At 67.7% G+C, this 22,390-nt stretch carries 28 protein-coding genes and 1 tRNA gene; 15 read left to right on the forward strand and 14 right to left on the reverse strand.

All coding sequences use genetic code 11. The features are described 5' to 3' along the window. The first annotated feature begins 86 nt into the window (after positions 1–86). The 7 genes from GIY23_RS05355 (at position 87) to GIY23_RS05385 (ending at position 5,666) form a co-directional block, all read left to right on the forward strand. Positions 87–710 (forward strand): rhomboid family intramembrane serine protease, encoded by a 624-nt coding sequence (locus tag GIY23_RS05355; RefSeq protein WP_154078634.1) that lies wholly within the window; start codon positions 87–89, stop codon positions 708–710. Then, a complete protein-coding gene (gene murI / locus GIY23_RS05360; RefSeq protein ID WP_154075641.1) occupies positions 707–1,522 on the forward strand; it encodes a glutamate racemase in 816 nt (271 codons plus the stop codon). Before GIY23_RS05355 ends, murI begins: the two co-directional genes overlap by 4 nt. Continuing rightward, positions 1,519–2,280 carry an MBL fold metallo-hydrolase gene (locus tag GIY23_RS05365; RefSeq protein ID WP_154075642.1) on the forward strand — a complete coding sequence of 254 codons (762 nt, stop codon included), beginning with the start codon at positions 1,519–1,521 and terminating at the stop codon, positions 2,278–2,280. The genes murI and GIY23_RS05365 overlap by 4 nt, the downstream gene beginning before the upstream one ends. A 277-nt stretch (positions 2,281–2,557) precedes the next feature. After that, the gene (locus GIY23_RS05370; protein WP_154078635.1) at positions 2,558–2,980 is read left to right on the forward strand and encodes an Imm1 family immunity protein; all 423 of its coding nucleotides are present in this window, start codon (positions 2,558–2,560) and stop codon (positions 2,978–2,980) included. 208 nt (positions 2,981–3,188) lie between these two features. Continuing rightward, positions 3,189–3,944, forward strand: a complete 756-nt coding sequence (rph, locus tag GIY23_RS05375; RefSeq protein WP_154075643.1) for a ribonuclease PH — start codon at positions 3,189–3,191, stop codon at positions 3,942–3,944. Then, entirely contained in the window at positions 3,941–4,555 is a 615-nt protein-coding gene (gene rdgB, locus GIY23_RS05380) for an RdgB/HAM1 family non-canonical purine NTP pyrophosphatase (RefSeq protein ID WP_154075644.1), read from the forward strand. The genes rph and rdgB overlap by 4 nt, the downstream gene beginning before the upstream one ends. Before the next feature lie 340 nt (positions 4,556–4,895). Continuing rightward, the gene (locus GIY23_RS05385) at positions 4,896–5,666 is read left to right on the forward strand and encodes a sulfite exporter TauE/SafE family protein (RefSeq protein ID WP_154075645.1); all 771 of its coding nucleotides are present in this window, start codon (positions 4,896–4,898) and stop codon (positions 5,664–5,666) included. A 251-nt stretch (positions 5,667–5,917) separates the two neighbouring features. On the opposite strand, the gene bcp is transcribed toward GIY23_RS05385, so the two are convergent. Then, positions 5,918–6,391 carry a thioredoxin-dependent thiol peroxidase gene (bcp, locus tag GIY23_RS05390; RefSeq protein ID WP_154075646.1) on the reverse strand — a complete coding sequence of 158 codons (474 nt, stop codon included), beginning with the start codon at positions 6,389–6,391 and terminating at the stop codon, positions 5,918–5,920. 140 nt (positions 6,392–6,531) lie between these two features. Here bcp and GIY23_RS05395 point away from each other — a divergent pair, with 140 nt between their 5' ends. Beyond that, the gene (locus GIY23_RS05395; protein ID WP_154075647.1) at positions 6,532–8,262 is read left to right on the forward strand and encodes a pyruvate dehydrogenase; all 1,731 of its coding nucleotides are present in this window, start codon (positions 6,532–6,534) and stop codon (positions 8,260–8,262) included. Between the two features lie 130 nt (positions 8,263–8,392). Here GIY23_RS05395 and GIY23_RS05400 read toward each other — a convergent pair whose 3' ends face one another. Next, positions 8,393–9,190: an IS5 family transposase gene (locus GIY23_RS05400; RefSeq protein ID WP_154075648.1), complete on the reverse strand. Its 798-nt coding sequence runs from the start codon at positions 9,188–9,190 to the stop codon at positions 8,393–8,395. A 156-nt stretch (positions 9,191–9,346) separates the two neighbouring features. Beyond that, positions 9,347–9,607 carry a hypothetical protein gene (locus GIY23_RS05405; protein WP_154075649.1) on the reverse strand — a complete coding sequence of 87 codons (261 nt, stop codon included), beginning with the start codon at positions 9,605–9,607 and terminating at the stop codon, positions 9,347–9,349. An 82-nt stretch (positions 9,608–9,689) separates the two neighbouring features. Between GIY23_RS05405 and GIY23_RS05410 the strand changes: the two genes are divergently transcribed. Further along, positions 9,690–10,538 carry a helix-turn-helix domain-containing protein gene (locus tag GIY23_RS05410; RefSeq protein ID WP_154075650.1) on the forward strand — a complete coding sequence of 283 codons (849 nt, stop codon included), beginning with the start codon at positions 9,690–9,692 and terminating at the stop codon, positions 10,536–10,538. Continuing rightward, entirely contained in the window at positions 10,539–10,730 is a 192-nt protein-coding gene (locus GIY23_RS05415) for a DUF397 domain-containing protein (protein ID WP_154075651.1), read from the forward strand. It begins immediately after the preceding gene. A gap of 68 nt (positions 10,731–10,798) precedes the next feature. Here GIY23_RS05415 and GIY23_RS05420 read toward each other — a convergent pair whose 3' ends face one another. Then, positions 10,799–12,388, reverse strand: a complete 1,590-nt coding sequence (locus GIY23_RS05420; RefSeq protein ID WP_228717563.1) for a PH domain-containing protein — start codon at positions 12,386–12,388, stop codon at positions 10,799–10,801. Beyond that, on the reverse strand, positions 12,385–12,936 hold the full coding sequence (locus GIY23_RS05425; protein ID WP_154075652.1) for a PH domain-containing protein: 552 nt from the start codon (positions 12,934–12,936) through the stop codon (positions 12,385–12,387). Before GIY23_RS05425 ends, GIY23_RS05420 begins: the two co-directional genes overlap by 4 nt. A gap of 305 nt (positions 12,937–13,241) precedes the next feature. Between GIY23_RS05425 and GIY23_RS05430 the strand changes: the two genes are divergently transcribed. From GIY23_RS05430 to GIY23_RS05440, 3 genes are all read left to right on the forward strand, one after another. Beyond that, a complete protein-coding gene (locus tag GIY23_RS05430) occupies positions 13,242–14,036 on the forward strand; it encodes a S1 family peptidase (protein ID WP_154075653.1) in 795 nt (264 codons plus the stop codon). A 377-nt stretch (positions 14,037–14,413) separates the two neighbouring features. Further along, entirely contained in the window at positions 14,414–15,049 is a 636-nt protein-coding gene (locus tag GIY23_RS05435; protein WP_154075654.1) for a carbonic anhydrase, read from the forward strand. Positions 15,050–15,202: 153 nt separating this feature from the next. After that, the gene (locus GIY23_RS05440) at positions 15,203–15,391 is read left to right on the forward strand and encodes a hypothetical protein (protein WP_154075655.1); all 189 of its coding nucleotides are present in this window, start codon (positions 15,203–15,205) and stop codon (positions 15,389–15,391) included. A gap of 24 nt (positions 15,392–15,415) precedes the next feature. Here the strand turns inward: GIY23_RS05440 and GIY23_RS05445 are convergent, their stop codons facing one another. From GIY23_RS05445 to GIY23_RS05455, 3 genes are all read right to left on the reverse strand, one after another. Further along, positions 15,416–16,195: an E3 ubiquitin ligase family protein gene (locus tag GIY23_RS05445; protein WP_407646832.1), complete on the reverse strand. Its 780-nt coding sequence runs from the start codon at positions 16,193–16,195 to the stop codon at positions 15,416–15,418. A gap of 198 nt (positions 16,196–16,393) precedes the next feature. Beyond that, positions 16,394–16,873 (reverse strand): VOC family protein, encoded by a 480-nt coding sequence (locus GIY23_RS05450; RefSeq protein WP_154075656.1) that lies wholly within the window; start codon positions 16,871–16,873, stop codon positions 16,394–16,396. Positions 16,874–17,148: 275 nt separating this feature from the next. Next, positions 17,149–17,523: a winged helix-turn-helix transcriptional regulator gene (locus tag GIY23_RS05455; RefSeq protein ID WP_154075657.1), complete on the reverse strand. Its 375-nt coding sequence runs from the start codon at positions 17,521–17,523 to the stop codon at positions 17,149–17,151. A gap of 73 nt (positions 17,524–17,596) precedes the next feature. Here GIY23_RS05455 and GIY23_RS05460 point away from each other — a divergent pair, with 73 nt between their 5' ends. Beyond that, positions 17,597–18,019, forward strand: a complete 423-nt coding sequence (locus GIY23_RS05460; RefSeq protein WP_154075658.1) for a pyridoxamine 5'-phosphate oxidase family protein — start codon at positions 17,597–17,599, stop codon at positions 18,017–18,019. A gap of 240 nt (positions 18,020–18,259) precedes the next feature. Here the strand turns inward: GIY23_RS05460 and GIY23_RS05465 are convergent, their stop codons facing one another. The 6 genes from GIY23_RS05465 to GIY23_RS05490 form a co-directional block, all read right to left on the reverse strand. Continuing rightward, positions 18,260–18,814 (reverse strand): hypothetical protein, encoded by a 555-nt coding sequence (locus GIY23_RS05465; RefSeq protein WP_154075659.1) that lies wholly within the window; start codon positions 18,812–18,814, stop codon positions 18,260–18,262. A gap of 328 nt (positions 18,815–19,142) precedes the next feature. After that, a complete protein-coding gene (locus GIY23_RS05470) occupies positions 19,143–19,778 on the reverse strand; it encodes a hypothetical protein (protein ID WP_154075660.1) in 636 nt (211 codons plus the stop codon). A gap of 18 nt (positions 19,779–19,796) precedes the next feature. Beyond that, entirely contained in the window at positions 19,797–20,588 is a 792-nt protein-coding gene (locus GIY23_RS05475) for a hypothetical protein (RefSeq protein ID WP_154075661.1), read from the reverse strand. A gap of 480 nt (positions 20,589–21,068) precedes the next feature. After that, positions 21,069–21,350, reverse strand: a complete 282-nt coding sequence (locus tag GIY23_RS05480) for a hypothetical protein (RefSeq protein ID WP_154075662.1) — start codon at positions 21,348–21,350, stop codon at positions 21,069–21,071. Continuing rightward, positions 21,347–21,709: an SAV_915 family protein gene (locus GIY23_RS05485; protein ID WP_154075663.1), complete on the reverse strand. Its 363-nt coding sequence runs from the start codon at positions 21,707–21,709 to the stop codon at positions 21,347–21,349. Before GIY23_RS05485 ends, GIY23_RS05480 begins: the two co-directional genes overlap by 4 nt. Positions 21,710–21,952: 243 nt before the next feature. Then, positions 21,953–22,029, reverse strand: a tRNA-Leu gene (locus GIY23_RS05490). A 132-nt stretch (positions 22,030–22,161) separates the two neighbouring features. Between GIY23_RS05490 and GIY23_RS05495 the strand changes: the two genes are divergently transcribed. Continuing rightward, positions 22,162–22,383 carry a DUF3618 domain-containing protein gene (locus tag GIY23_RS05495; RefSeq protein ID WP_154075664.1) on the forward strand — a complete coding sequence of 74 codons (222 nt, stop codon included), beginning with the start codon at positions 22,162–22,164 and terminating at the stop codon, positions 22,381–22,383. Positions 22,384–22,390: the final 7 nt, after the last annotated feature.

Here is a 22,390-nt window from a genome sequence, read left to right on the forward strand (position 1 = left end):
TCCGCACGGTACTCGGTGATCTTGGAGTCTCCGGGTCATCCCCGATTCCGTTCGCGTCCGATCCAGGTAACCTCGGAGAGGTGAGCATGTCGCCTTCGTCCGAAAACCGCTCCCGGGTGATCCCGGCGAAGCCGGTGCGTTCCGCGCTGCTCGTGGTGCTGTTCGTCGTCGGCCTCTATGTGATCGAGTTCTACGACGCCTTCTTCCTCGGACAGGCGTTGAACCGCGAGGGGATCTTTCCGCGCCAGGTCGACGGGCTCGACGGCATCCTCTGGGCACCGTTGCTGCACGGTGACTTCGCCCACCTCGGCGCGAACACGGTGCCGCTGCTGGTGCTCGGCTGGCTCGTCATGGCCGGAGGTCTCGGACAGTTCGTCGGGGTCACGGCGACGATCTGGCTGCTCGGCGGACTGGGAACGTGGCTGATCGGCTTCCCCGCGCCGCACATCGGGGCGTCCGGGCTGGTGTTCGGCTGGATGGTGTTCCTGCTGATGCGCGGGTTCTTCGCCCGCAGCGTCGGCCAGATCGTGGTGGCGATCGTGCTGTTCCTGTACTGGGGCGGGATCCTCTGGGGCGTGCTACCGGGGCAGCCGGGAGTCTCCTGGGAGGGCCATCTCTTCGGTGCGCTCGCGGGCGCGCTCGCCGCGTACATGATCGGACGGCAGGTCCGTGACGCCGACCCGTGGCGACCGGGCAGACTGTCCGGGTGAGCAAGGCACCCATCGGAGTCCTCGACTCGGGCGTGGGCGGGCTGACGGTCGCGCGCGCTCTGGTCGACCAGTTGCCTGCGGAGCGGTTGCGCTACGTCGGCGACACCGCGCACTCGCCGTACGGTCCGAAGCCGATCGCCGAAGTCCGCTCCCGGACGCTCACGCTGCTCGACGAACTCGTCGACAGCGGCGTGAAGATGCTGGTGATCGCCTGCAACACGGCCTCGGCGGCCTGCCTGCGCGATGCTCGCGAGCGTTACGACGTGCCGGTCGTGGAGGTCGTCCTACCCGCCGTCCGGCGCGCCATGGCGGTCACCCGCAACGACCGGGTCGGAGTGATCGGCACCACCGGGACGATCCGCTCCCGCGCGTACGAGGACGCGTTCACCGCCGCCCCGCAGGTGCGGCTCACCACCGCCGCGTGTCCCCGGTTCGCCGACTTCGTGGAACGCGGCATCACCTCCGGACGGCAGGTGCTGGGGCTCGCCCAGTCCTATCTCGACCCGCTGCAGCAGGCCGACGTGGACACGATGGTGCTCGGCTGCACCCATTATCCGATGCTGACCGGTGTGCTCCAGTTGGCGATGGGCGAGCAGGTCACGTTGGTCTCGAGCGCGGAGGAGACCGCGAAGGACGTCGTGCGCGTCCTGACCGAACACGACCTGCTCGCGCCACCGGGAGTTCCGGCGACCCACGAGTTCCGGTGCACCGGTGAGCCGGACCGGTTCGCGAAGTTGGCCGCCCGTTTCCTCGGGCCCACGCCGGTCGGTGGTGCCGTCGAACAGTGGTCCATGTCAGGCTCACGCGCATGAGACTGACGGTCCTCGGTTGTTCGGGTGGCGTCCCGGGCCCGGAGTCACCGGCGTCCGGGTACCTGCTGGAACACGACGGCACGCGACTGATGCTCGACATGGGCAACGGCACCCTGGGGCGGTTGCAGCGTGTCGCCAGTCCGTTCGACCTCGATGCGGTGGTGCTCTCGCACCTGCATCCCGATCATTGCGCGGACTTCGCCGCGCTGACGGTGCTGCGGCGTTTTCACCCGCGCCTGCCCGACCTCGGGCGATTGCCGTTGTTCGGCCCACCGGAAGCCTCCGAGCGGTTGGCGGCGCTGTACGCGGCGAACCCGGCCGAACTCGCCGAAACCGACCTGTCGGGTTTCTACGACTTCCGCCCGCCCCCGGAGGAACCGGTGCGGATCGGACCGTTCGAGATCACCGCGATCCCGGTGAACCACGTCGTGCCGACCTGGGGATACCGCGTCGAGGCCGGTGGCAGGGTGCTCGCCTACACCGGTGACACCGGGCCGTGCGCATCGTTGACGGACCTCGCCAGGGACGTCGACGTGCTGCTGTGCGAGGCGTCGTGGGCCGACGCGCCGGACCAACCGTCGAACCTGCACCTGTCCGGACGCCAGGCCGGTGAGCTCGCCACTCGCGCGGGCGTGCGCAGGCTGCTGTTGACGCACCTGCTCGCCTGGTCGGACCGTGCTCCGGTCGACGCCGAGGCCAGGGCCGCCTTCACCGGCGACGCGGAGTGGGTCGTGCCGGACGCTCAGTACACGGTCTGAGGGCGCATTTGGGAACTTGGGTGGGTGGTCCGGTACCGCCGCCCAGTTCGCGTCGCGTTGGGTCCTCTTGAGTACCACACGTACGCGGCGAGAACCCCTGCCTTGCGAGGCACGAACTGGAACGACGGAGCTCCTCACCCTGTCGAGGCCGAGCACGTATGACCGTGCCCTACGGGCACACAAGCCAGTTCCCAAATGCTCTCTGACGACACCCGCGCGTCCGCACTCCGTGAGCGCGTACAGTCGTCGCCCACCGAGGAGCGGCAGAAGGGTGACGATGACGATCACAGCGGTGTGGGCGATCAGCTCGCCGGCGAACACCCACGCCGGTGACGGCCTCACGGTGACCGAACCGTCGGGAGTGGACGAGCTGGTCGACCGGCTCGCGGAACCGAACACCGGGCTCGCCGCGCTCTGGCACGAGCAGCGCGAAGCCGCCGACCCGGACACCGGCATGCTCGATCACGACGTGGTCACGGCGGTCGCCGCCGGGTTCGGGTATCTCGCCTACATCGACACCGATCACGACTACGCGGTGCTCGACGGCGACCCGGACTCGCCGCCGCTGCACGTCGACGACGTGCACTTTCCAGCGGGCAGTGGCGTCGTGGTCGACGTACTCGCCGAGGCGCTGCGCGAATTCCTCAGCACCGCGCGCCGTCCGGTCGCCGTCGAGTGGCGCGAGGTCGACCCGGGCTGAGCGCCTGTCTCTGGTCTTGTCCTGATGCCGCGTGGTCTCGCGTGCTCGGCCGAGCGACAGCTTCTGAGGTGCTCGCCGCGTACGGCTTGGTATTCAAGAGGAAGGCGCGAATTGGGGCGGCGGTACCGGCCCAACCACCCACCCAAGCGCTCTAAGCGACACCGGACGGGTTCACCGAGAGTGTGCTCGTGACGGCTAGGGTGGGCCCGTGGCACGTACAGATGGCCGGGGCGACGATGCGCTCCGAGAGATTCGACTGACCCGCGGATACCAGGACTGGCCTGCAGGCTCGGTGCTCGTGGAGTTCGGGCGCACCCGGGTGTTGTGCGCCGCGAGCGTGCAGCAGAGCGTCCCGCGCTGGCGCGCGGGCTCCGGCCTCGGCTGGGTGACCGCCGAGTACGCGATGCTGCCGTCGGCGACGAACACGCGCGGCAGCCGTGAGTCCGTGAAGGGCCGGATCGGTGGCCGCACCCACGAGATCAGCCGGTTGATCGGCCGCTCGCTACGCGCCTGCATCGACCTCGCGGCGCTGGGGGAGAACACGATCACGCTGGACTGCGACGTGATCCAGGCCGACGGAGGCACCCGGACCGCGGCGATCACCGGTGCGTACGTGGCGCTGGCGGACGCGATCACCTATCTCGGTGCCGCCAAGCGCCTGTCCGATCCGAAGCCGCTGTCGTGCTCCATCGCGGCGGTGAGCGTCGGTGTGGTCGACGGCCGGGTCCGGCTCGACCTGCCGTACGAGGAGGACTCGCGCGCCGAGGTCGACATGAACGTGGTCGCCACCGATCACGGCACGCTCGTGGAGGTGCAGGGCACTGGTGAGGGGGCGACGTTCCCTCGCTCCACGATGGACACGATGCTCGACTTCGCCCAGGAGGGGTGCGCCCAGCTCACCCGCATGCAGGCGGACGCGCTGGCCGAGCCCTATCCCGGTGAGTTGCCGGGGAGCAAGTCGTGACCCGGCTGCTGCTGGCGAGCCGCAACGCGAAGAAGCTCGACGAGCTGCGACGGATTCTCGCGGCCGAGGGCGTCACGGGCGTCGAGGTCGTCGGGCTCGACGCGGTGCCGGACTACCCGGAAGCGCCGGAAACTGGTGCCACGTTCGAGGAAAACGCCATGGCGAAGGCCGTCGACGCGGTCCGGGCGACCGGGCTGCCCGCCGTCGCCGACGACTCCGGCCTGTCCGTGGACGCGCTGAACGGGATGCCGGGTGTGCTCTCGGCACGGTGGTCCGGCGGGCACGGCGACGACCGCGCGAACCTGGACCTTCTGCTCGGTCAGCTCGCCGACGTGCCGGACGAGCGGCGTGGCGCGGCGTTCGTCTCGGCGGCGGCACTGGCCACTCCGGACGGTCAGCAGGTCGTCGTGCGTGGTGAGTGGCGCGGCGTCCTCGTTCGGGAACGGCGTGGGGAGAACGGCTTCGGCTACGACCCGGTCTTCGTCCCGGAGGGCGAGACGCGGACGTCCGCGGAGCTCACGCCCGCGGAGAAGGACGCCGACTCCCACCGAGGCCGCGCACTCCGGCTGCTGCTCCCGCACCTGCGCACCTTGCCCGCCCCCACCGCCTGACCGAGGCGAACGGCACTTTCGCCCCATGAGACGGGGTGAAGGTGCCGTTCGCTCCATGTGGGGTGAGCGTTGCCTTGCCGCGCGGACGTGGTGCGACGTGGTGCGAACGGCACTTTCGCCTCGTCTCGCGGGGTGAGCGGCACGTTCGCCTCACTTGGGGTGAGCCGTCGTCGTGCGTGTGGGACGGGGTGAGCGGCACGTTCGCCTCACGAGACGGGGTGAAAGTGCCGTTCGCCTCAGGGCGTCGCACCGGCGCGTGTGTCGTGGGCGGAAGATCGGTCGTGTGACGCGGGTCCCTGTGGGGTGCTCGGGACGCGAGTGAAGGACTACCGTCCTGGCGATGTTCACCGGTCCCCTCGAGCTGGGCCTGCTCGTCCTCGCGGGCTTCGTCTCCGGCGTCTTCAACGCGGTCGCCGGGGGCGGGTCGCTGCTGCTGTTCCCGGCTCTGCTGGCGACCGGGATGCCCCCGTTGATCGCGAACGTCACGAACTCCGTCGCCCAGGGACCCGGCTTTATCGGAGCCGCCGTCGGACAACGGCGTGATCTGCTCGGCCAGCGGCGACGGGTGCTGCTGACCTCCTCGGCCGCGGTCGTGGGCTCGGTGATCGGCTGCGTGCTGCTGCTGGCACTGCCGGGGTCGGTCTTCGACGTGGTCGTGCCCGTCCTCGTCGGCTTGTCGGCGATCCTCATGGCCCTGCAGAACCAGATTCGCCGCTGGCTCGGCAACAGTGAGGTGGACGCTCCGGACCGGACGGTGCTGCTGACCGTCGGCATCTTCCTCGCCGCCGTCTACGGCGGCTATTTCGCCGGGGCGCGCAGCGTCATCTTCATCGCGATCCTGATGCTCGCGGCGACCGATCCGATGCGCCGGTTGAACGCGCTGAAGAACTGGCTGGGTCTGATCGGCAGTGCCGCGACGCTGGTGGTGCTCGCGTTGCTCGCGCCGGTCGACTGGTGGGCGGCGCTGACGTTGGTGCCGTCCACGCTGATCGGCGGGTACATCGGGGGCAAGGTCGCGCAACGCCTGCCTGCCACGGCGCTGCGCTACACCATCGTCGTCATCGCCGCCGGGGTCGCCGTCTACCTCGCCTGGGACGCGTTCGTGAACTGAGCGCGGGCTCCCGCTCCACGGCGGAGCGGGAGCCCGGGACCTTAGAGGCATTTGGGGACTGGGATAGGTGCTCCAGTAACCGCCGCCCGGTTCGCGCCCCGGCATTGGGTGCTCTTGAGCGCCACGCGTACACCGTGACAACCCCTGCCTTGCGAGCGACAACCTGCAACGCCGGAGCTTCTCACCGTGCTCAGGCTGAGCACGCAAGACCATGCCCTGACGGGCATCAGAACAAGAGCACAGACAGGCTCTCAGACGCCCAGTTCCTTGCGGAGCCGCTCGACGTGCCCGGTCGCCTTGACGTTGTAGAGCGCTTGGGCGATCTTGCCCTCGGGGTCGACGACGAACGTCGAGCGGATCACTCCCTGGACGACCTTGCCGTAGTTCTTCTTCTCCCCGAACGCGCCCCAGGCGCTCATCACCGACTTGTCGGCGTCGCTGAGTAGCGGGAACGTGAGCCCTTCCGCTTCGCGGAACTTCGCGATCTTGGCCGGGGTGTCCGGCGAGACACCGACGACGTCGAAGCCGGCGTCGTCCAGGACGCCGAGGCTGTCGCGGAAATCGCAGGCTTCCTTGGTGCAGCCGGGGGTGCTCGCGGCGGGGTAGAAGTACACCACGACGGACCTGCCCCGATAGTCCGACAGCGAGACGGTCGAGCCGTCGGCGGCGGGCAGCGAGAACTCGGGAGCGGTGTCGCCGACGGCGAGGCGGTTCTGTTCGGTCATGCGGTCGAGGTTAGAGCCTCCGCTGACGCGGCGGGCGTCCCCCGGCGCTCGTCCCGCCGTGCGGAGCGTTCGCAGTTGCAGGAACCTCGGAGCGCGGAGACGACAAGAAGCCGCATCCCGACGCTGACGGAGGCCACGCCGTGCCGACAATCGCCGATCAGTTCATCGAAGTGCTCGCGCAGGCGGGCGTCAAACGCATCTACGGGATCGTCGGGGACAGCCTCAACCCGATCGTCGACGCGGTCCGCCGCACCGACGGCATCGAGTGGGTCTCGGTGCGCCACGAGGAGTCGGCGGCGTTCGCGGCGAGCAGCGAGGCTCAGGTGACGGGGAGCCTCGCGGTCTGCGCGGGCAGCTGCGGCCCCGGCAACCTGCATCTGATCAACGGACTCTTCGACGCTCACCGCAGCGGCGCTCCGGTGCTGGCGCTGGCCTCGCACATCCCGTCGGAGCAGATCGGTACCGACTTCTTCCAGGAAACCCACCCGCAGGAGCTGTTCCAGGAGTGCAGTGGTTTCTGCGAGCTGCTGTCCCAGCCGGAGCAGATGCCGCGGCTCCTGCGCAGCGCGATCCAGTCGGCCGCCGGGCGCCGCGGCGTGTCGGTGCTGGTGCTGCCCGGCGACGTGGCGAACAAGTCCACCGTCAAGCCGACCGGACACGGCGTCGTCGACTGTGTTCCGCCGACCGTGGTGCCCCCGGAGTCGCAGGTGGCCCAACTGGCGGACTCGCTGAACTCGGCGGAACGGGTGATGCTGTTCTGCGGTGCGGGCGCGCGCGGGGCGCACAAGGAGGTCATGGACCTCGCGGGTGCGCTCAACGCCCCGGTCGGTCACGCGCTGCGCGGCAAGGAGTGGATTCAGTACGAGAACCCGTACGACGTGGGCATGAGCGGCCTGCTCGGGTACGGCGCCTGTCACGAGGCGATGCACTCGGCGGACCGCGTGGTGCTGCTCGGCACGGACTTTCCGTACAACGACTTCCTGCCGCAACAGAACACGGTCCAGGTCGACATCGATCCGACGCACCTCGGACGCCGGTCGGTGCTGGATCTGGCGGTGCAGGGCGACGTCGGCGAGACGATTCGGGCGGTACTGCCGCGCGTGCGGCAGAAGTCCGATCGTTCTTACCTGGACCGGATGCTGCGGGAACACGCGGGCAAGCTCGAACAGGTCGTCGAGGCCTACACGAGCAACGTCGAAAAGCACGTGCCGATCCACCCGGAGTACGTGGCCGACGCCGTCGACGACCTCACCGCCGACGACGCGGTGTTCACGGTGGACACTGGGATGTGCAACGTGTGGGCCGCCCGGTACATCACGCCGAACGGGCGACGGCGCATCCTCGGCTCGTACGTGCACGGATCGATGGCCAATGCGTTGCCGCAAGCGATCGGAGCGCAGTTCGCCGAGCCCGACCGGCAGGTCGTCGCCCTGTGCGGGGACGGCGGGTTGTCGATGTTGCTGGGGGAGATCCTCACGGTCCGGGCGCGACGACTGCCGGTGAAGATGATCGTGTTCAACAACTCGTCGCTGGGGATGGTCAAGCTGGAAATGCTCGTCGACGGGATTCCGTCGTTCGGCACCGATCACGTCGGCGTGAACTTCGCTGCCATCGCGGATGCGGCCGGCATCGATTCCGTCCGGGTGGAACGCCCTGCCGACGTGCGCGAGAACGTGCGCGAGATGCTACGCCGCCCGGGTCCGGCGCTGATCGACGTCGTGACCGACCCGGACGCCCTGTCCATGCCGCCACGGATCACCGGCGAACAGGTGGCGGGATTCGCACTCGCGGTGAGCCGGACCGTGCTCTCCGGCGGGGTCGGCAAGATGGTGCAGCTGGCGCGGAGCAACCTGCGCAACATCCCCCGGTGACCCGCGAGCCGAACCCGTACAACCTGGTACTCAAGAGGACCCCAACGCCGCGCGGCGCGAACTGGGGCGAAAGTTCCGGATCACCAACCCAGTTCCACGATGCCGTCTCAGAGCCTGTCTTTGATCTTGGTTAGGGGGTGGGGGCCCGCGTTTGTGGGCGGGTCAGTCGTCGGCTCATCATAGTGATCATGGCCCAGTTGATGAAGGCCTCGGAGTGTTCGGGGAGGCGTTCGTAGTCGCGGGTGTTGCGGCGGGCTTGGCTGATCCAGGCGAAGGTTCGTTCGACGACCCATCGGCGGTGCAGGGGCACGAACCCGGTTTGTTCGGCGAGTTTTTTCACGATCTCGACGGTGATGCCCAGGGTTGTTTTCGCCCAGGTCAGCAGGGTTCCGGTGTAGCCGCCGTCGGCCCAGATGTGGCGCACCCTGTGGTGGGCGCGGTGCAGCAGCGACAGCAGAGGGCGCCCGGCGGGCCGGTCCTGCAAGTTGGCGGCGGTGACCATGACGACCAGCAGCAGTCCCATGGTGTCCACGGCGATGTGGCGTTTGCGGCCGTTGACCTTCTTGCCGGCGTCGTAGCCGCGGGTGGAGTCACCGACTGTTTCGGCGGCGCGCACCGATTGCGCGTCGATGGCGGCTGCGGTGGGCCGCGGGCGCCGGCCGGCCTGCTGGCGGACCTGTTCACGCAGCGCATCACGCATTATTTCCACCGTGCCGTTCTCGCGCCAGCGAGCGAAAAAGCCGTACACGGTCTTGCAGGGCGGAAAGTCCACGGGAAGCGCGCGCCATTTCACTCCGTTGTCGGTGACGTAGCGGATCGCGTCGACGATGTCGCGGCGGTGGTGCTTCTCCGGACGCCCCCCGGCCGGGCTGGCACACGCCGCCGTGGGCAGCAGTGGTTCGATCACTGCCCACTCGGCGTCCGTCATGTCCGACGGGTAGCGGCGAATGCGGGCCGATGCGCTGGACGAAGGCGTCGTGGGGTACAAACTGAGTCGGGCCTCTGCTGTTAGTGATCATGACTGGCATCACGATCACTAGCAGAGGCCCTTCACATGCCCACCACCGGGATCCAAGACAGCCTCTCAGAGTGCGCGCACGCGGTGCCTGCGTCGACTGATGCTGTGCCGTGGACCGTCCTGTGCGCGCGGTGTCGTGCGCCGCACTCCTCGTGCGTATCCGCCGCGCCACCACATCAGGATGGCGGTGCCGAACAGCGCGGCCCAGACCAGCATCGACAGTGCGAGCAGCCAGTACACCCCGGAAGACCCCCTCGGTCCACTGTGCCCGTTCCGCGTGTCCTCCCCGGCGCGGAACGAGTGGATCAGTGCGTGCCGCTCCAGCATGATTCCGTCCGACGTGCAGATCCAGATGTCGTCCGGGTGACACGGTGGTGACGCACCGTGTCAACAGGGGACACTGATGACCATGACAGTGAGCCCCACCGTGCGACGCAGGCGGCTGGCTGCCGAGCTGCGTCGCCTGCGCGCCTCGGCCGAGGTCACCCAACAGCAGGCCGCCGCGCACCTCGGCTGCACCCAGGCGAAGATCGGCCGGTTCGAGACCGCGAAGCGGTCGCCCTCGGTCGGTGACGTCGCCGCGTTGCTGGAGTTCTACGAAGTCCCGTGCGACCAGCACGAGCACCTGATCACCCTCGCGCGGGACGCGCGCAAGCGTGGCTGGTGGCATCCCTACAGCGATGTGCTCCCCGAGTGGTACGAGACGTACGTCGGCCTGGAGTCGGAAGCGTCCACAATTCACACGTACGAGTCCGAGGCCATTCCCGGCCTGATGCAGACCGAGGAGTACGCGTTCGCCCTGACGAAGGCGACTCTCATTCGCGCGGAGGAATCCGAGATCGCCCGGAGAGTCGAATTGCGAATGCAGCGCCAGCTTCGGGTGGCCGGATCGGATCCGGCGGAACTGTGGGCGGTCGTCGGCGAGGTGGCGTTGCGCCGTCGTGTCGGCGGCCCCGGTGTGCTGCGCAGACAACTCGATCACGTGCTCAAACTGGCCGAGTTGCCGCACGTGACCTTGCAGGTGATGCCCTTGGACGGCGGTGCCCATCCGGCCCAGGCGGGGCCGTTCGTCATCCTGCGCTACTCCGATCACGCGGATCCGGGCGTGGTCTATCTGGAGACGCACGTCGGTGGGTTGTACCTCGAAAGAGAGATCGAGCTGCTCAACTACAAGCGAATGATGGACCACTTGCGTGCTCATGCGCTAAACCCGGAGGGGTCGGCTCAGCTCATCCACCGACGAAGAGGAGAACTGTAAATGGAATGCATCACGGACTGGCGCACGAGCACCCGCACCCAGGGGCAGGGCCAGTGCGTCGAGGTCGGGTTCGGTCCGGACCGCATCGCGGTGCGGGACACCAAGAACCGGACGGGCGGACACCTGTGTGTGACCGCCGCGCGGTGGGAGTCGTTCGTTTCCGGCGTGAAGCTCGGAAACTTCGACTCCTGAACCCGCGAGGTGTGGCTCCGCCCGCACGGGGCGGGCCACACCTCCCGCGAACGCCCGTGGTGCGAGCGTCAGCCGTCCCGTTCGAGGAACGGGGTGAGCAGGTTCGGCACCGCTTCCTCCGCGACCGTGAGCCCGTCGGTCGCGGCGACGTCCCGCACCGCGTACGCCCCGCTGCCTGCGGCCGTCGTCGCCGAGATCGTCACGAGCCCGGCAGGACGCTGAAAGATCGTCTGTTCGACCCGCCACCCGATGATGCCGTCGCGTTCCAGCGCGACAGTCCGCCGCACGCCGACTCCCGAGCGGGCGAGAAGGTGCCGGGCAAGCAGTTCGTGGCCGAGGTTCCAGTAGGACTCCAGCCCGAACGCCCATGCGATCAGCAGTGCGGCGATCGCCAGCGCCCACGCCAACGGAATCAGCCAGCCGGTGACCGTCGCCGCGAGGACGAGCGCGGTGCCGACCAGGACACCCACGGCCGTGGCACGAAACAGCCTGCGGCGCAGCGCGGCAAAGGGATGGCGGACGAGTGTCCGCGACGGAACGGGAGGGTCGGTTCCCAGCGCGACTCCGGAGACGCGGCGCACCTCCTCGCGTGGTGCAGGAGGCATCAGGGCTGCCCGGTCGGGCTGTCTGTTCCCGGACTGCTGGTCGGAGAGGCCGGTGGCGACGGCGTTGAGTCGCGCGCCGCCGACCCATCGCAGCAGCATCGGTTCGACGAGTTCGACGCCCCGCAGTCGACGCTCCTCCAGTGACAGGGACCGGACGGTCAACAGCCCACGCCGGACCCGCAGCATGCTGTCCTGTTCGCGGGTGAGTGTGAACCCCCACCACATCTCCAGCGACAGCAGCACGGCGCCGAGGGCACCGACGAGCAGTGCGCCCAGCACACCGGCGGTGACGCTGATCCACACCGGCAGGGACACCACGTCGCCGAGCACCGCGTCGTCGAGTCCGAGATTCATGATCACGTCGGCGAACGAGCCGATCGCGGAGGCGATCGCACCCCAGACGACGGCGGCCAGAGAGACGGTCAGGGCGCCGTAGCCGAACCAGGCGGGCCGGATGGAGGACAGCGTCTCCGCGGCGGGTACCGAGGCTGTGTGCGACTCCGCTGCGGTGTCCGCTGTGGACGGAGTGCGCAGCAACTCGTGGCGCAGTGCCTCCGCGCGAGGGGTGGTGACGGCGTCGAGTTTGATCTCGCTGTCGCCCGCCTGTTGTCCGGTGCCGATCTTCACCACCGACAGACCGAAGACGCGGTGCACCGGATTGGCCGTGAGGTCGACGCTGCGGATGCGATCGCGCGGGATGGACTTGTGGCTGCGGGACAGCCGACCGGCGCGCAGTTCGAACCGGTGCCCGGTGATGCGATAGCGGGTGAAGTGCCAGCTCACCCACGAGGTGATGCAAACACCGAGAACGATCAGCAGCCAGCCTCCGGCGGTGACGAGCACCGCCATGCGTTCGGCGCCGCTGAGCGCCATGATCGCGAGCGGCGGAATCGCGAGCAGCGCCACCAGTGACGACACCGCGACGACACTCTTCGGATCCAGCCGCGTCCAGCCCTCGCCCTCCGGTAGCACCGTCTCGCCGGACGTGCCCGGCACGGTGGCTTCGGGCGGTGCGGCAGGCTCGCCTACCGAGCCGGGACGGGGATCGTTCACGTCGCATCACCCTTCGTCGCCTGCGTCACGGCGGTGAGCCGTTCGACGACGTCGGCGGCGAGGTCGCGGTCGAGGCCCTCGATCGTGATCGGACCGGCGGCGGACGCTGTCGTGACGGTGACGCTGGACAGTCGTAGCAACTGCTGCAGCGGACCACGGGAGCTGTCGACCGTCTGGATCCGCGACATCGGCGCCACCCGCCACTCCTGGTTCAACCAGCCGGACGAGGTGTAGACGGCGTCGTCGGTGGTTTCCCACCGGTGCACCCGGAACCGCCACTGCGGCATGACGACGACGTGGGCCACTCCGAGGACGGCGACGACGCCGAACGCGAGCAGCACCCATGTTCGAAGCGACGGCACGAAGTACGCGGCCACCCCGAGCGCGAGAAGCAACGGCGCGACGAGCAATGCGGCCCGCAGCGTCCACCACAGGATCGCCCGCCGATCGACTCGGTGCCGCGGAGGCCGTAAGCGCACCCGGGAGCCCGACGAGGGTATTGCTGAACTGGACACGGTCGCCTCTCTTCTCCGGGTGACTCGCCTCATTCTTCCAGCATGATCTCGCCGGGCAGGCCGGCGTGCTCGAAAACGGGACGTCGACGGTCACTCGGTCGAGCCGAACGGCGTCGGAAACACGCCACGGCCGGAGTCGGACCGGCGCCGTGGATGGTTCCGTGACCTGCGCGAACCGGATATTCACCACGCGTGCTCCGGGAAAACGGCAAAGCCTGGTTCTTTGGTCCGGTTCCGCCGGGGATTATCGTCCGAGGCCAGATTGCCGCAGCCGGTGGCAACTTGTGCACAGCTCGGGAACTCCCCCGGCCGGAATCAGGAAAGCTAGGAGAACAATCATGGCGCTTCGCGGCCTGACCCGCTTCATCGGCATTTCCGCCGTCGCCCTGTCGTCGTTCGCTGCGGTCGGGCTCGCCGAGGCGGCCCCCACGCAGTCGAACGACGACGTGAACCCCTACATCGTTGGTGGCGAAGAGGCCAACATCGAGGACCACCCGTTCACCGTCGCGCTGACCCAGAGCGGTCAGCAGTTCTGCGGTGGCACCATCGCCGCCCCGAACAAGATCGTGACGGCGGCGCACTGCGTCGAGGGCTCCGACCCGAGCAGCATCGAGGTCGTCAGCGGCCGGACCCTGATGAGCGGCTCCGACGGAACCGTCTCCCAGGTCACCGACATCTGGGTGCACCCGGAGTACACCGACGCGTCGGGCTCCGGCTACGACGCCGCGGTGCTCACCTTGGAGGCCGACGTCCAGGAGGCTCCGGCGGAGCTGGCCACCCCCGACGACCCGGCGTACCAGCCGGGCACCACCTCCACCGTGCTCGGCTGGGGCACCACCAGCTCGGGCGGTGAGCAGTCCGACCACCTGCTCAAGGTCGACGTCCCGGTCGTGGGCAACCCGGAATGCAACGAGGCGTACGGGGGCAGCATCAACGAGACGATGACCTGCGCGGGAGTCCCGGAGGGCGGCAAGGACGCCTGCCAGGGCGACTCCGGTGGTCCGCTCGTCGTCGACAACAAGCTGATCGGCATCGTCTCGTGGGGTCAGGGTTGCGCCGAGGCGGGCTACCCGGGCGTGTACGGCAACGTCGGGCACATGCACGAAGAGATCGCAGCCCAGGTCAACGCCTGATTAATGGGTGTGGGTTGAGCTGCGTGGGTGGTCGGGTAGCGGAACCTCAGCGCCCTCCTCGCTGCGGGATCGGTTTCTTGAGTAGCGACCTACGCGGCGAAACCGCTGTCCTCGCGAGGAGGGCGCTGAGAACCCGCCGGTGGTCCGGCTGCGTAGGCTGCAAGAACCCGCGGGTGGTCGGGCTGCGTACGTGGTGATCGCTCAGCGGCTGCGCCGCTGACACGACACGAGGACAGCTCGTTCTGCGAAAAGTCCCGCGTGGGTTGAGTTGATGGTTTCTTCGGGGCGGGGCGTCCGGGTGCGGGCGCCCCGCTTTCGTGTCTCCGGTGATCCGCGACACGAGGGGAACTCCGGACTCGCTGCGGTAGTTTGCGGGCATGTCCACTTCACACTCGACGACGCCCTCCGACGCTCTCGAGCAGCTGCTCACCGGCAACGCCCGTTTCGTCCGGGGCGAGCGTTCCTATCCGCATCAGGACACCGACCGCCGCGCTTCGCTGGCGTCCGGCCAGTCCCCGTTCGCGGTGGTGTTCGGCTGCTCGGACTCGCGGCTGGCCGCCGAGATGCTCTTCGATCAGGGACTCGGTGATCTGTTCGTGGTGCGCACCGCCGGACACGTCGCCGGCGCTGAGGTGACGGGCAGCATCGAGTACGGCGCGCAGGTGCTCGGGGCGCCGCTGGTGGTCGTGCTCGGCCACGACTCGTGCGGCGCGGTGACCGCGGCCAAGGGCGTCTGCGACGGCGGCGCGGCCCCGGGCGGTCACGTCCGCGACGTCGTGGAACGGGTGACGCCGAGCGTGTTGGCCGCGAAGTCCGCGGGTCTCGACACCGTCGACGACATCGTCGACGAGCACATCAAGCACACCGTCGACTTCCTGGTGGAGCGCTCCGGTGCGCTCGCCGAAGCCGTGGAGAACGGGACGTGCGCGGTGGTCGGGCTCTCGTACCGGCTCGCCGAGGGGTCGGTGCGGATGGTCGCGGCGCGCGGTCGGGTGCCGGCTCCGGCGGCCTGACTGTCGCGTTCCCCGGGTGCCGGGTGCGCAATCGGCGTAACGTCGGGCGCCCCGGCATCCGATGTTGCTGAGTGAACGACATACCCTGCGGAGGCCGAACGCGTGCGGCACAGTAGTGGGAAGTCCGACTTTCAGCGAGGAAGGCGCAGCGCAGTGACCGGAGCATCGAGCCGTTCCCATGGCGACGACTGCGCGTCGATGCTGGCGAGGTACGGAGAGCTCGCGGCGGAACTGGAGGACGAGACCGACCCGGCGAGATGCCGCGCACTCCGCCAGCGTCTGGCCGAGCTCGACACCGCCATCGACGCCGTGCTGCAACGCGCCACTCACCCGAGTCTGTGAACCGCCTGTTCACCAAACTCAGCCTCAGGCGAACAGTCCGGCGACGGCGAGCACGAGCCCGAGCGGCGCGGCGACGAGGACGCCGATCCTGAGCATGTTGTGCCGTTGAGAGCGGTGCGAGCGCAGTTCGTCCTCGGAACGGGTCGAGATGATGTAATGCCCGCCGTCGTCCGGTCGTCCCACGACGAGCGGGCCGAACTTGTCGTGCACCTCGCCGAGGATGTAGAGCTGCTTGCCCGGCCGGATGGCCCATTCCTCGTACTTGTAGCCGATGGTGTTGTTCGAGTCGAACATCGCGGGCAGCTGGATTCCGAACGCGCTCTGGCTCTGCTTCTGGTACGGCTCGAACCGGTCGACGACCTTGTCCGGCTGGTCCGGCTGCGTTCCGGTGGGGTCGACGCCGATGAGCGTGCCCTCCTGGTCGCGCAACGCGTAACCGTCGCCGGACGTGTGGCTCGCGACGGTCTCGCTGGATCGGTGGGTGCGCCTGCGGCCGTCACGGTATTCGGTGCGCTCGTACTGCCGGACGACCTTGTACTCGTACCAGACGCATTCGGTTTTGCTGAGTTCCGAGGTCAACGGCCCGTGCGGGTTGGGGTGCGCGGCGCCGACGACTTCGCACTGCTTGCGGAAGCCGCCCTGGTTGCCGATCTCGTCGGAGGCCGCGCGCAGCGTTTCGAGCTGGGGGACGGGCAGCGTCTCGGCCCCGATCATCGCGTGCAGTTCGCTGCGCGTGTGTCGCATGAAGTAGAACCCGGCTCCTGCTGCGAGGAGCAGCACGAGCCCGGCGATGCTGATGCCCAAGACGCCTCCAACTCAGGGCGGACCGATGCTCCGAGCCTATGCGACCGGGTTCACCCGGTGGGGCGAGATCGTCGGAAGAGACCGTGCGGGGTGCTCTGTGTGGTCGGTCCGTGGCGAACCTCAGCTCGCGGCTGACTGGGAACCGGCCATTGGCGCCTTCGCCCTGCTCGGAGGCGCCAACGGCTCGGGCGGACCGGATCAGCCCTGCGGTTGGAGCGCGCTCCGCAACCTTTCGACGTCGATCTTCTTCATGCCGAGCATCGCGTTCATGGCGCGTCGCGCGGCGGCGGGGTCGGGGTCGCTGAGTGCCTCGGTGAGTTGCTTCGGGATGATCTGCCAGCGCAGGCCGTACTTGTCCCGCAGCCAGCCGCACTCGATCTCCTGGCCTCCGTCGCCGACGAGTGTCGACCAGTACCGGTCGACCTCCGCTTGGTCCTCGCACTCGACGTACAGCGAAACCGACTCGTTGAAGTGGAAGTCCTGCGCTCCGCCGTTGAGCGCGATGAACTGCTGCCCGAACAGCTCGAAGGTCACGATCACGACGTCGTCCGCGTCCGGTTCGGGGCCGGGGAAACGGTTCGTCTCGACGATCCGCCCGTCCCCGAACGTCGCGATGTAGTACGCGGCGGCTTCCTCGGCCTGGTCGTCGAACCACAGATAGGTGGTGATCTTCTGCATGGCGAGCCTCCTCACGATGCGCCGTCGACGGCGCTACGAACAAGACTCGCCCCACCCGGAGAACTCATCGGGCCGGCGATCCCGGCCGTACGTACGACAGGGGTTCCGCTGCCGGTCACTGTCAATCCGGGTCCAGGCGCGATGGAGTACGGGGCACGTCCCGCAGGTCGCCGGGCGGCCACGCGCTCTGACCAGGCCCGTCGCGCTGCATCATCTGCTGGCGACAGCCGTTTGCTGGGTCCAGCACTCCAGTACCACCGGTACCACCGGATCGATTACGCGTGGTCGAAGTGCGCGCGGGCGCGTTCGACGGCGGGCAGCGTGCTGGTGGTCCAGCGCAGGAGCGCGTCGATGAGGTCTTGCAACGACTGTCCGAGCGGAGTGATGCGGTACTCAACGGCGACCGGCCGCGTGCTGGTCACGCAGCGTTCGACCATTCCGTTGCGCTCCAGGCGCCGCAGCGCCGCCGTGAGCGACTTCTGCGTCACGACCGGGATCGCGCGCCGCAGTTCGTTGAAGCGCAGCGGCTCCTCCTCGCACAGTGCGGCGAGGACGTGCAGGGACCACTTGTCGAGCACCTGGTCGAGCAGTTCGCGGTGTTGCTCGGTCAGGTGAAGGTAGTCCGGGAGTGCGGGGGTGGTTTCGGTCATGACACCTAGTCTCGTTGAAGTGCCTTCCGGGTACCAGGTAGATGTTGGATACCAACTTCGACAGGGAGGTTCGATGCTCACCGAAGCCGACCGAGTCCTGCTAGACCGTCCGCTGTTCGGCCTGCTCACCGTCACACCGGCCGCGGGGCGCATGCCGGCCCCGCGGCCAGTCTGGTTCGAAGCCACGACCCAGGGGGATTTGCAACTGTTCACCCTCACTACCAGCCCCCGAATGCGCCGTCTGCAGGCCCAACCGCAACCGCGCGCATCGTTCGTGGTGGTGAAGCCACCAGGCGAACCAGAGGGATGGCTCTCGGTCGAGGCTGACGTGACCGTTCACCACGACGGCGCGCAAGAACTCGCTTTTCGGCTCACGGAGCGCTACTGGGATTCGACTCAGACCGAGCAGCGCGCCTCCGCCAGGGCGATGTGGGAAGTCGAGGATCTACGTCGACTCGTCCTACACCCCTCCCGGGTCACCCGCGGACCAACCTGACGGACCATGCCGCATCGCTGTGTGACGATCATTCTGGAACGTGACGTAATAGGACACCGGCGTGAGAGCTATCCGCAGCGGAACCCTCACTGAGACGGCACCAACAGCCGTATACGGGACCCGGCGAGTGATTCGCCGAGCGCGACGTGGAAGTGGCACCGTCGGTCTCGGTTCCTGGACGGTCACTTCGTTCGCAGGTGGGGAGTTCGCGCACGTCGGTGTTGCCGTGGTGAGCGAAGCTCAGTTCTGGCGCTCGTTGTTCTGTCCGGGTGGCTTGTCGGTGAAGGTGGGCAGCGGCAGGTGGCGTCGTAGGACCCAGTTCGTCTGTACCTCGTGGTTGGCCAACGAGTGGCAGAGGCCGTTGTAGACCAGGTCCCACAGGGCCGGGTTGCCTTGTAGGTCGTAAATCGAGCACGCGACCACGCGGCCGTCGTTGTCGGCGAGTCGCACGATGAACCCTGCGGGAACGCTCAGGTATTTGACCTTGGCGAGCTTGTACGTGTTGACCCAGCCGCGTCGAGTTTGCAGCCATTCGGCTCCGGCGGCGAGGTAGTCCCGCCGCGTGCTGCGATACAGCAGTGCGAGACCGGCGAGAACGAAAAGATCGAGATACCAGTAGGTGACAAAGTCGAAACCGCCGGTGGCCAGCGCCGTCCCCAGAAAGATGACCACAGCCGAGATCCCGGTGGCGACCAGTGCGACGTGCGGGGAAGTGTAGTGGCACTCCAGCAGTGGTCCTTGCCCTGCGGGCGGCTCCGGATCCCTGCCGGGGCGGTGTGGGGTGTACTCGTACATTTCGGGTTTGGAGCCCGGCGCGTGCGGTGGGCGCGGCTCCCCAGTATGGCGGTCCGGTCTCGGGGGGAGAACGTCGGTGTACATGATCTTGGTCCCGATTAGAAGACGTCGCGGAAGAAATCGCCGACGGCGGTGTTCTCGACGACCCAGCCAACGCCGACCCGAGGCTGCGGTTCCGGCCCCGAGTACCGCCACCTTCCTGCGCAAGGTCGAGGTAGAAGCTCCACGACAAGCCATGATCACTCGTCATGTCGCCTGGCGCACGAGGTCGATCACGTCGAAGTCGGCGGGTAACTCGCGCACATCGGCGTCGCCTTCGTCGAGGAAGTCAGTTGCGATTCTCGTCGTCCTGGCCGGGCGGTTTGTCGGTGAACGTGGGCAACGGCAGGTGGCGTCGTAGGACCCAGTTCGTCTGTACTTCGTGGTTGGCCATCGAGTGGCAGAGGCCGTTGTAGACCAGGTCCCATAGTGCCGGGTTGCCTTGGAGTTCGTGGATAGAGCAGGAAACCGTGCGGCCATGGGCATCGGTGAGGCGTACGTGGAACCCGCCCGGAGTGCTCAGGTATTTCACCCTGGTGAGTTCGTAGGTGCGCACCCAGTTTCGGCGACTTTGCAACCACTCGGAACCGGCGGCGAGGTAGTCCCGACGGGAACTCCAGTACAGCCCCCCGACGACCCCGGCGAAGATGGCGTAGTTCCACCAATACTGGACCCATGCGAAGCCGGTGATCAGAGTGATGCCCACGACCAGGATCGCTGCGATGATCCCGGCCACGACGAGGTTGTCCTTGTTGGTGCCGTAGTGGCACTCCAGGATGGGGCCTTCACCGGATGGAGGTTCGGGGTCACTGCCGGGGCGGTGTGGGGTGTACTCGTACGTCTGCGGCTTGGAGCCCGGCGCGTGCGGTGGGCGCGGCTCCCCGGTGTGGGGGTCCGGTTTCGGGGGCAGCACATCGAGGTTCATCGGTTCGTGGCCCAACCTCTAGAAGACATCGCGGAAGAAGTCGCCGACACCGGTATTCTCGACGACCCAGCCAACTCCGGCCGACGCTACGGTCCCGACTGCCACCGCACCGAGCACGGCCCACCCTCCGGAGCCGATCAATGCGATGGCTCCTGCCGTGGCGGCAGCGCCTACGGCGTAGTTAGTCGCCGTGCTCAGAATGGTATTACTCGCGTCTGCGCCACCGGCGATGGCAGTTGTTGCGCTCGCTGCGCTGAGGGCCCCTCCCACGTAGGGGACCTTTTTCAAGACACGGTTTGCGTTCTTGGCCAGGACACCGTTGCTGCTGGCTAGCGCCTTGTCACCCGGATATCTCGTGAGCTTGTCAAAGACTTGCTTGCCCCGTCTCGTTTCGTTGAGGTGGCCCAGCTTCGACGAGTTGCTGGCGGCGCGAGTGGTGGCAACATTGCCGCGGGCGGTGTGGCGCAGTGCGTCCACACGGGCCTGCGCCCGCTTCGCCGGAGTATTGGCGGGGTTGTCGGCGATCTCTTTCAGGGCGCTCGCCGTCTGGGTATGGGCGTTGGCCTTGTCACGGAACATGACAGCAGCACCGTGCAAACTGCCCACCGCGCTGGCGACGGTGGCAGCGGCTGTCCACCCGCCGGTACTGGTCAGATATTCGAGAGGCGAGGTGAAGCCATCCGTGGCTGCCGTCAGCTGCTCGTGGGCTTCGTTCTCTTTGCGGCGCGCGTCGGCGACCGTCGTGGAAGCCTCTTCGTAGGCGCGTACCAACTCTTGGTGCTGCCCGACCGCCGCGGTGTGGGCGGCCATGTCCTCGGAGTGCTGACGAGATTCCGCCGCCGGAACCCTGCCCTGGGGTGCCTGAGGAGCGGCTCCTGGTCCCGGCCCGGGTGGCTGGATGTGGGTGGCCGTGACCGCCAATCCAGCACGTCCAGCGACTCCACGAGCCTGATTCATCCAGGAGTTGACCGTGTCAATCTGGTCGGCGAACTTTGTCAGAGCCTTACCGGCCTTCCGGGCGATCTGTTCCAGCTCGTCGGCGCTCTTGCCGTTGCTGGACAGCTCCGTCCGGAAGTTCTCGGCGGCCTGACCCCCCCCAGCATGCTTCCGACGTGGAGCGTGCCTTGCTGATGCTGGTGGAGGTGTTCCCGACGCCGTTCGCGAGATCGTCCAACCACTTGCTGGTGTCCCGGCAGGACGCGACGTCACCGAAGACCTGCGTGTCCAGTGGCTTCATTCTCGTTCAATCTCCCCATGTGCCCGAACCGACCGTTCGTTCTCGTCGCCGCGCTATTGCTGTGTCTTGCCCAGATCGGACGCTGCGCCCTGATCGGTGTTGGCGTAGGTCGTCCGGCTGTCGGAGACGTCATCGGCTGATTGACTCGTGCCCTGAGCCAACCCGGCCGCCGCTTGTGTCAGTCCCGCCAACACCTGCGCCACGTTGGCCGACGAGCGCCCGGCGTCCGGCGCTCCCGTCGCTGATGCGGCGGGGCCCTCCAGTGCGCTCGCACCATCCCGCAGCGTGCCTGCCACGTTCTCCATCGCGGCGCGATCCGCGTCGATGCCCGTCATGCGGTCTCCTCCTCCGAACCGTGTCGCATCTCGTGGGGCAGTTCGATGTCCCACAAGATGGTGTCCGCGCCGGATTGACGCTGTAGGTCGCTGATCCGTTCCCGTGGTGTCGAAATCCACGGCTGTTGCTCACCGCAGCCGCCCACCAGTAGCTCTAGCGACGAGTACGCCAACAACGCCAACCCGCCCGCCTCGGTCGGTCGCAGCTCCAGCTCGATCTCGCTGGCCCCGGGCTGCAACCGCTGCGACGGCACGTAGACGTCGCTGGGCGTTTCGTCGTTTTCGTACCCGATGAACTCGCTGCCCAACACAGCAGGAGCCACATAATTGGCGCCCGCGTTCGGGTCTTGTGACGACACCCCGTACACGCTCCCTCTCGCAGCATCACGCGATCTCTGATCGAAAAACATCCTATCGAACCAGGCGGAACAGAAACCCGTGTTTCTACTCATTCCAACTCTGGACGGCGGCGGAGCTGGTCGTGACCCAGGAGTGGCACGGGCACACGGTGCGGATACAAGATGATCACCGTTGTTGCCACGTCTTCGGCACGACGGGCTCTGCGCTCCGCTTTCGCCGCACGGGAGAAAGACGATCTTCGCTGGTGAGGCCGGCGAGACTCGAACTCGCACTGGCTAGGACCTAAACCTAGTGCCTCTGCCAATTGGGCTACGGCCCCTCGATGCCTCAGGGTAGCGGGTGCGTGACGGCTCACCGCGAGCGGCTGTGTGGCGACACGGCGCACGCCGGTGCGACGCGGCGGCGCGAGTGATCTACCGTGTGAGCAGCCAGGTGAACATGAGGAGGACGCGTGGCTCGTGATCCCGACGCCATCGAGCGCGACATCGAGAAGGCCCGAGACGCGCTCGCCGTCACGCTGGACGAGTTGAGCGTGAAGGCACATCCCAAACGGTTCGTCGACGCGGGCAAGGCCGGCGTCGAGGAGAAGCTCAACGACCCGAAGGTGCGCTATGCACTCATCGGGGTGGGTGCGCTGGTCACGCTCGTCGTGGTCCGCAAGATCTTCAGCTGAGGACGGA

Origin of the sequence: Allosaccharopolyspora coralli, from assembly GCF_009664835.1 — a bacterium.
GTDB lineage: Bacteria > Actinomycetota > Actinomycetes > Mycobacteriales > Pseudonocardiaceae > Allosaccharopolyspora > Allosaccharopolyspora coralli.

Excerpts from the sequence above, each read along its gene's own strand:
- GIY23_RS05355 (WP_154078634.1), top strand. The coding sequence starts at position 87 with ATGTCGCCTTCGTCCGAAAACCGCTCCCGGGTGATCCCGGCGAAGCCG.
- GIY23_RS05365 (WP_154075642.1), top strand. The coding sequence starts at position 1,519 with ATGAGACTGACGGTCCTCGGTTGTTCGGGTGGCGTCCCGGGCCCGGAG.
- GIY23_RS05370 (WP_154078635.1), top strand. The coding sequence starts at position 2,558 with ATGACGATCACAGCGGTGTGGGCGATCAGCTCGCCGGCGAACACCCAC.
- GIY23_RS05385 (WP_154075645.1), top strand. The coding sequence starts at position 4,896 with ATGTTCACCGGTCCCCTCGAGCTGGGCCTGCTCGTCCTCGCGGGCTTC.
- bcp (WP_154075646.1), bottom strand. The coding sequence starts at position 6,391 with ATGACCGAACAGAACCGCCTCGCCGTCGGCGACACCGCTCCCGAGTTC.
- GIY23_RS05400 (WP_154075648.1), bottom strand. The coding sequence starts at position 9,190 with ATGACGGACGCCGAGTGGGCAGTGATCGAACCACTGCTGCCCACGGCG.
- GIY23_RS05405 (WP_154075649.1), bottom strand. The coding sequence starts at position 9,607 with ATGCTGGAGCGGCACGCACTGATCCACTCGTTCCGCGCCGGGGAGGAC.
- GIY23_RS05410 (WP_154075650.1), top strand. The coding sequence starts at position 9,690 with ATGACAGTGAGCCCCACCGTGCGACGCAGGCGGCTGGCTGCCGAGCTG.
- GIY23_RS05415 (WP_154075651.1), top strand. The coding sequence starts at position 10,539 with ATGGAATGCATCACGGACTGGCGCACGAGCACCCGCACCCAGGGGCAG.
- GIY23_RS05425 (WP_154075652.1), bottom strand. The coding sequence starts at position 12,936 with ATGAGGCGAGTCACCCGGAGAAGAGAGGCGACCGTGTCCAGTTCAGCA.
- GIY23_RS05430 (WP_154075653.1), top strand. The coding sequence starts at position 13,242 with ATGGCGCTTCGCGGCCTGACCCGCTTCATCGGCATTTCCGCCGTCGCC.
- GIY23_RS05435 (WP_154075654.1), top strand. The coding sequence starts at position 14,414 with ATGTCCACTTCACACTCGACGACGCCCTCCGACGCTCTCGAGCAGCTG.
- GIY23_RS05450 (WP_154075656.1), bottom strand. The coding sequence starts at position 16,873 with ATGCAGAAGATCACCACCTATCTGTGGTTCGACGACCAGGCCGAGGAA.
- GIY23_RS05455 (WP_154075657.1), bottom strand. The coding sequence starts at position 17,523 with ATGACCGAAACCACCCCCGCACTCCCGGACTACCTTCACCTGACCGAG.
- GIY23_RS05460 (WP_154075658.1), top strand. The coding sequence starts at position 17,597 with ATGCTCACCGAAGCCGACCGAGTCCTGCTAGACCGTCCGCTGTTCGGC.
- GIY23_RS05465 (WP_154075659.1), bottom strand. The coding sequence starts at position 18,814 with ATGTACGAGTACACCCCACACCGCCCCGGCAGGGATCCGGAGCCGCCC.
- GIY23_RS05470 (WP_154075660.1), bottom strand. The coding sequence starts at position 19,778 with ATGAACCTCGATGTGCTGCCCCCGAAACCGGACCCCCACACCGGGGAG.
- GIY23_RS05475 (WP_154075661.1), bottom strand. The coding sequence starts at position 20,588 with ATGGCCGCCCACACCGCGGCGGTCGGGCAGCACCAAGAGTTGGTACGC.
- GIY23_RS05480 (WP_154075662.1), bottom strand. The coding sequence starts at position 21,350 with ATGACGGGCATCGACGCGGATCGCGCCGCGATGGAGAACGTGGCAGGC.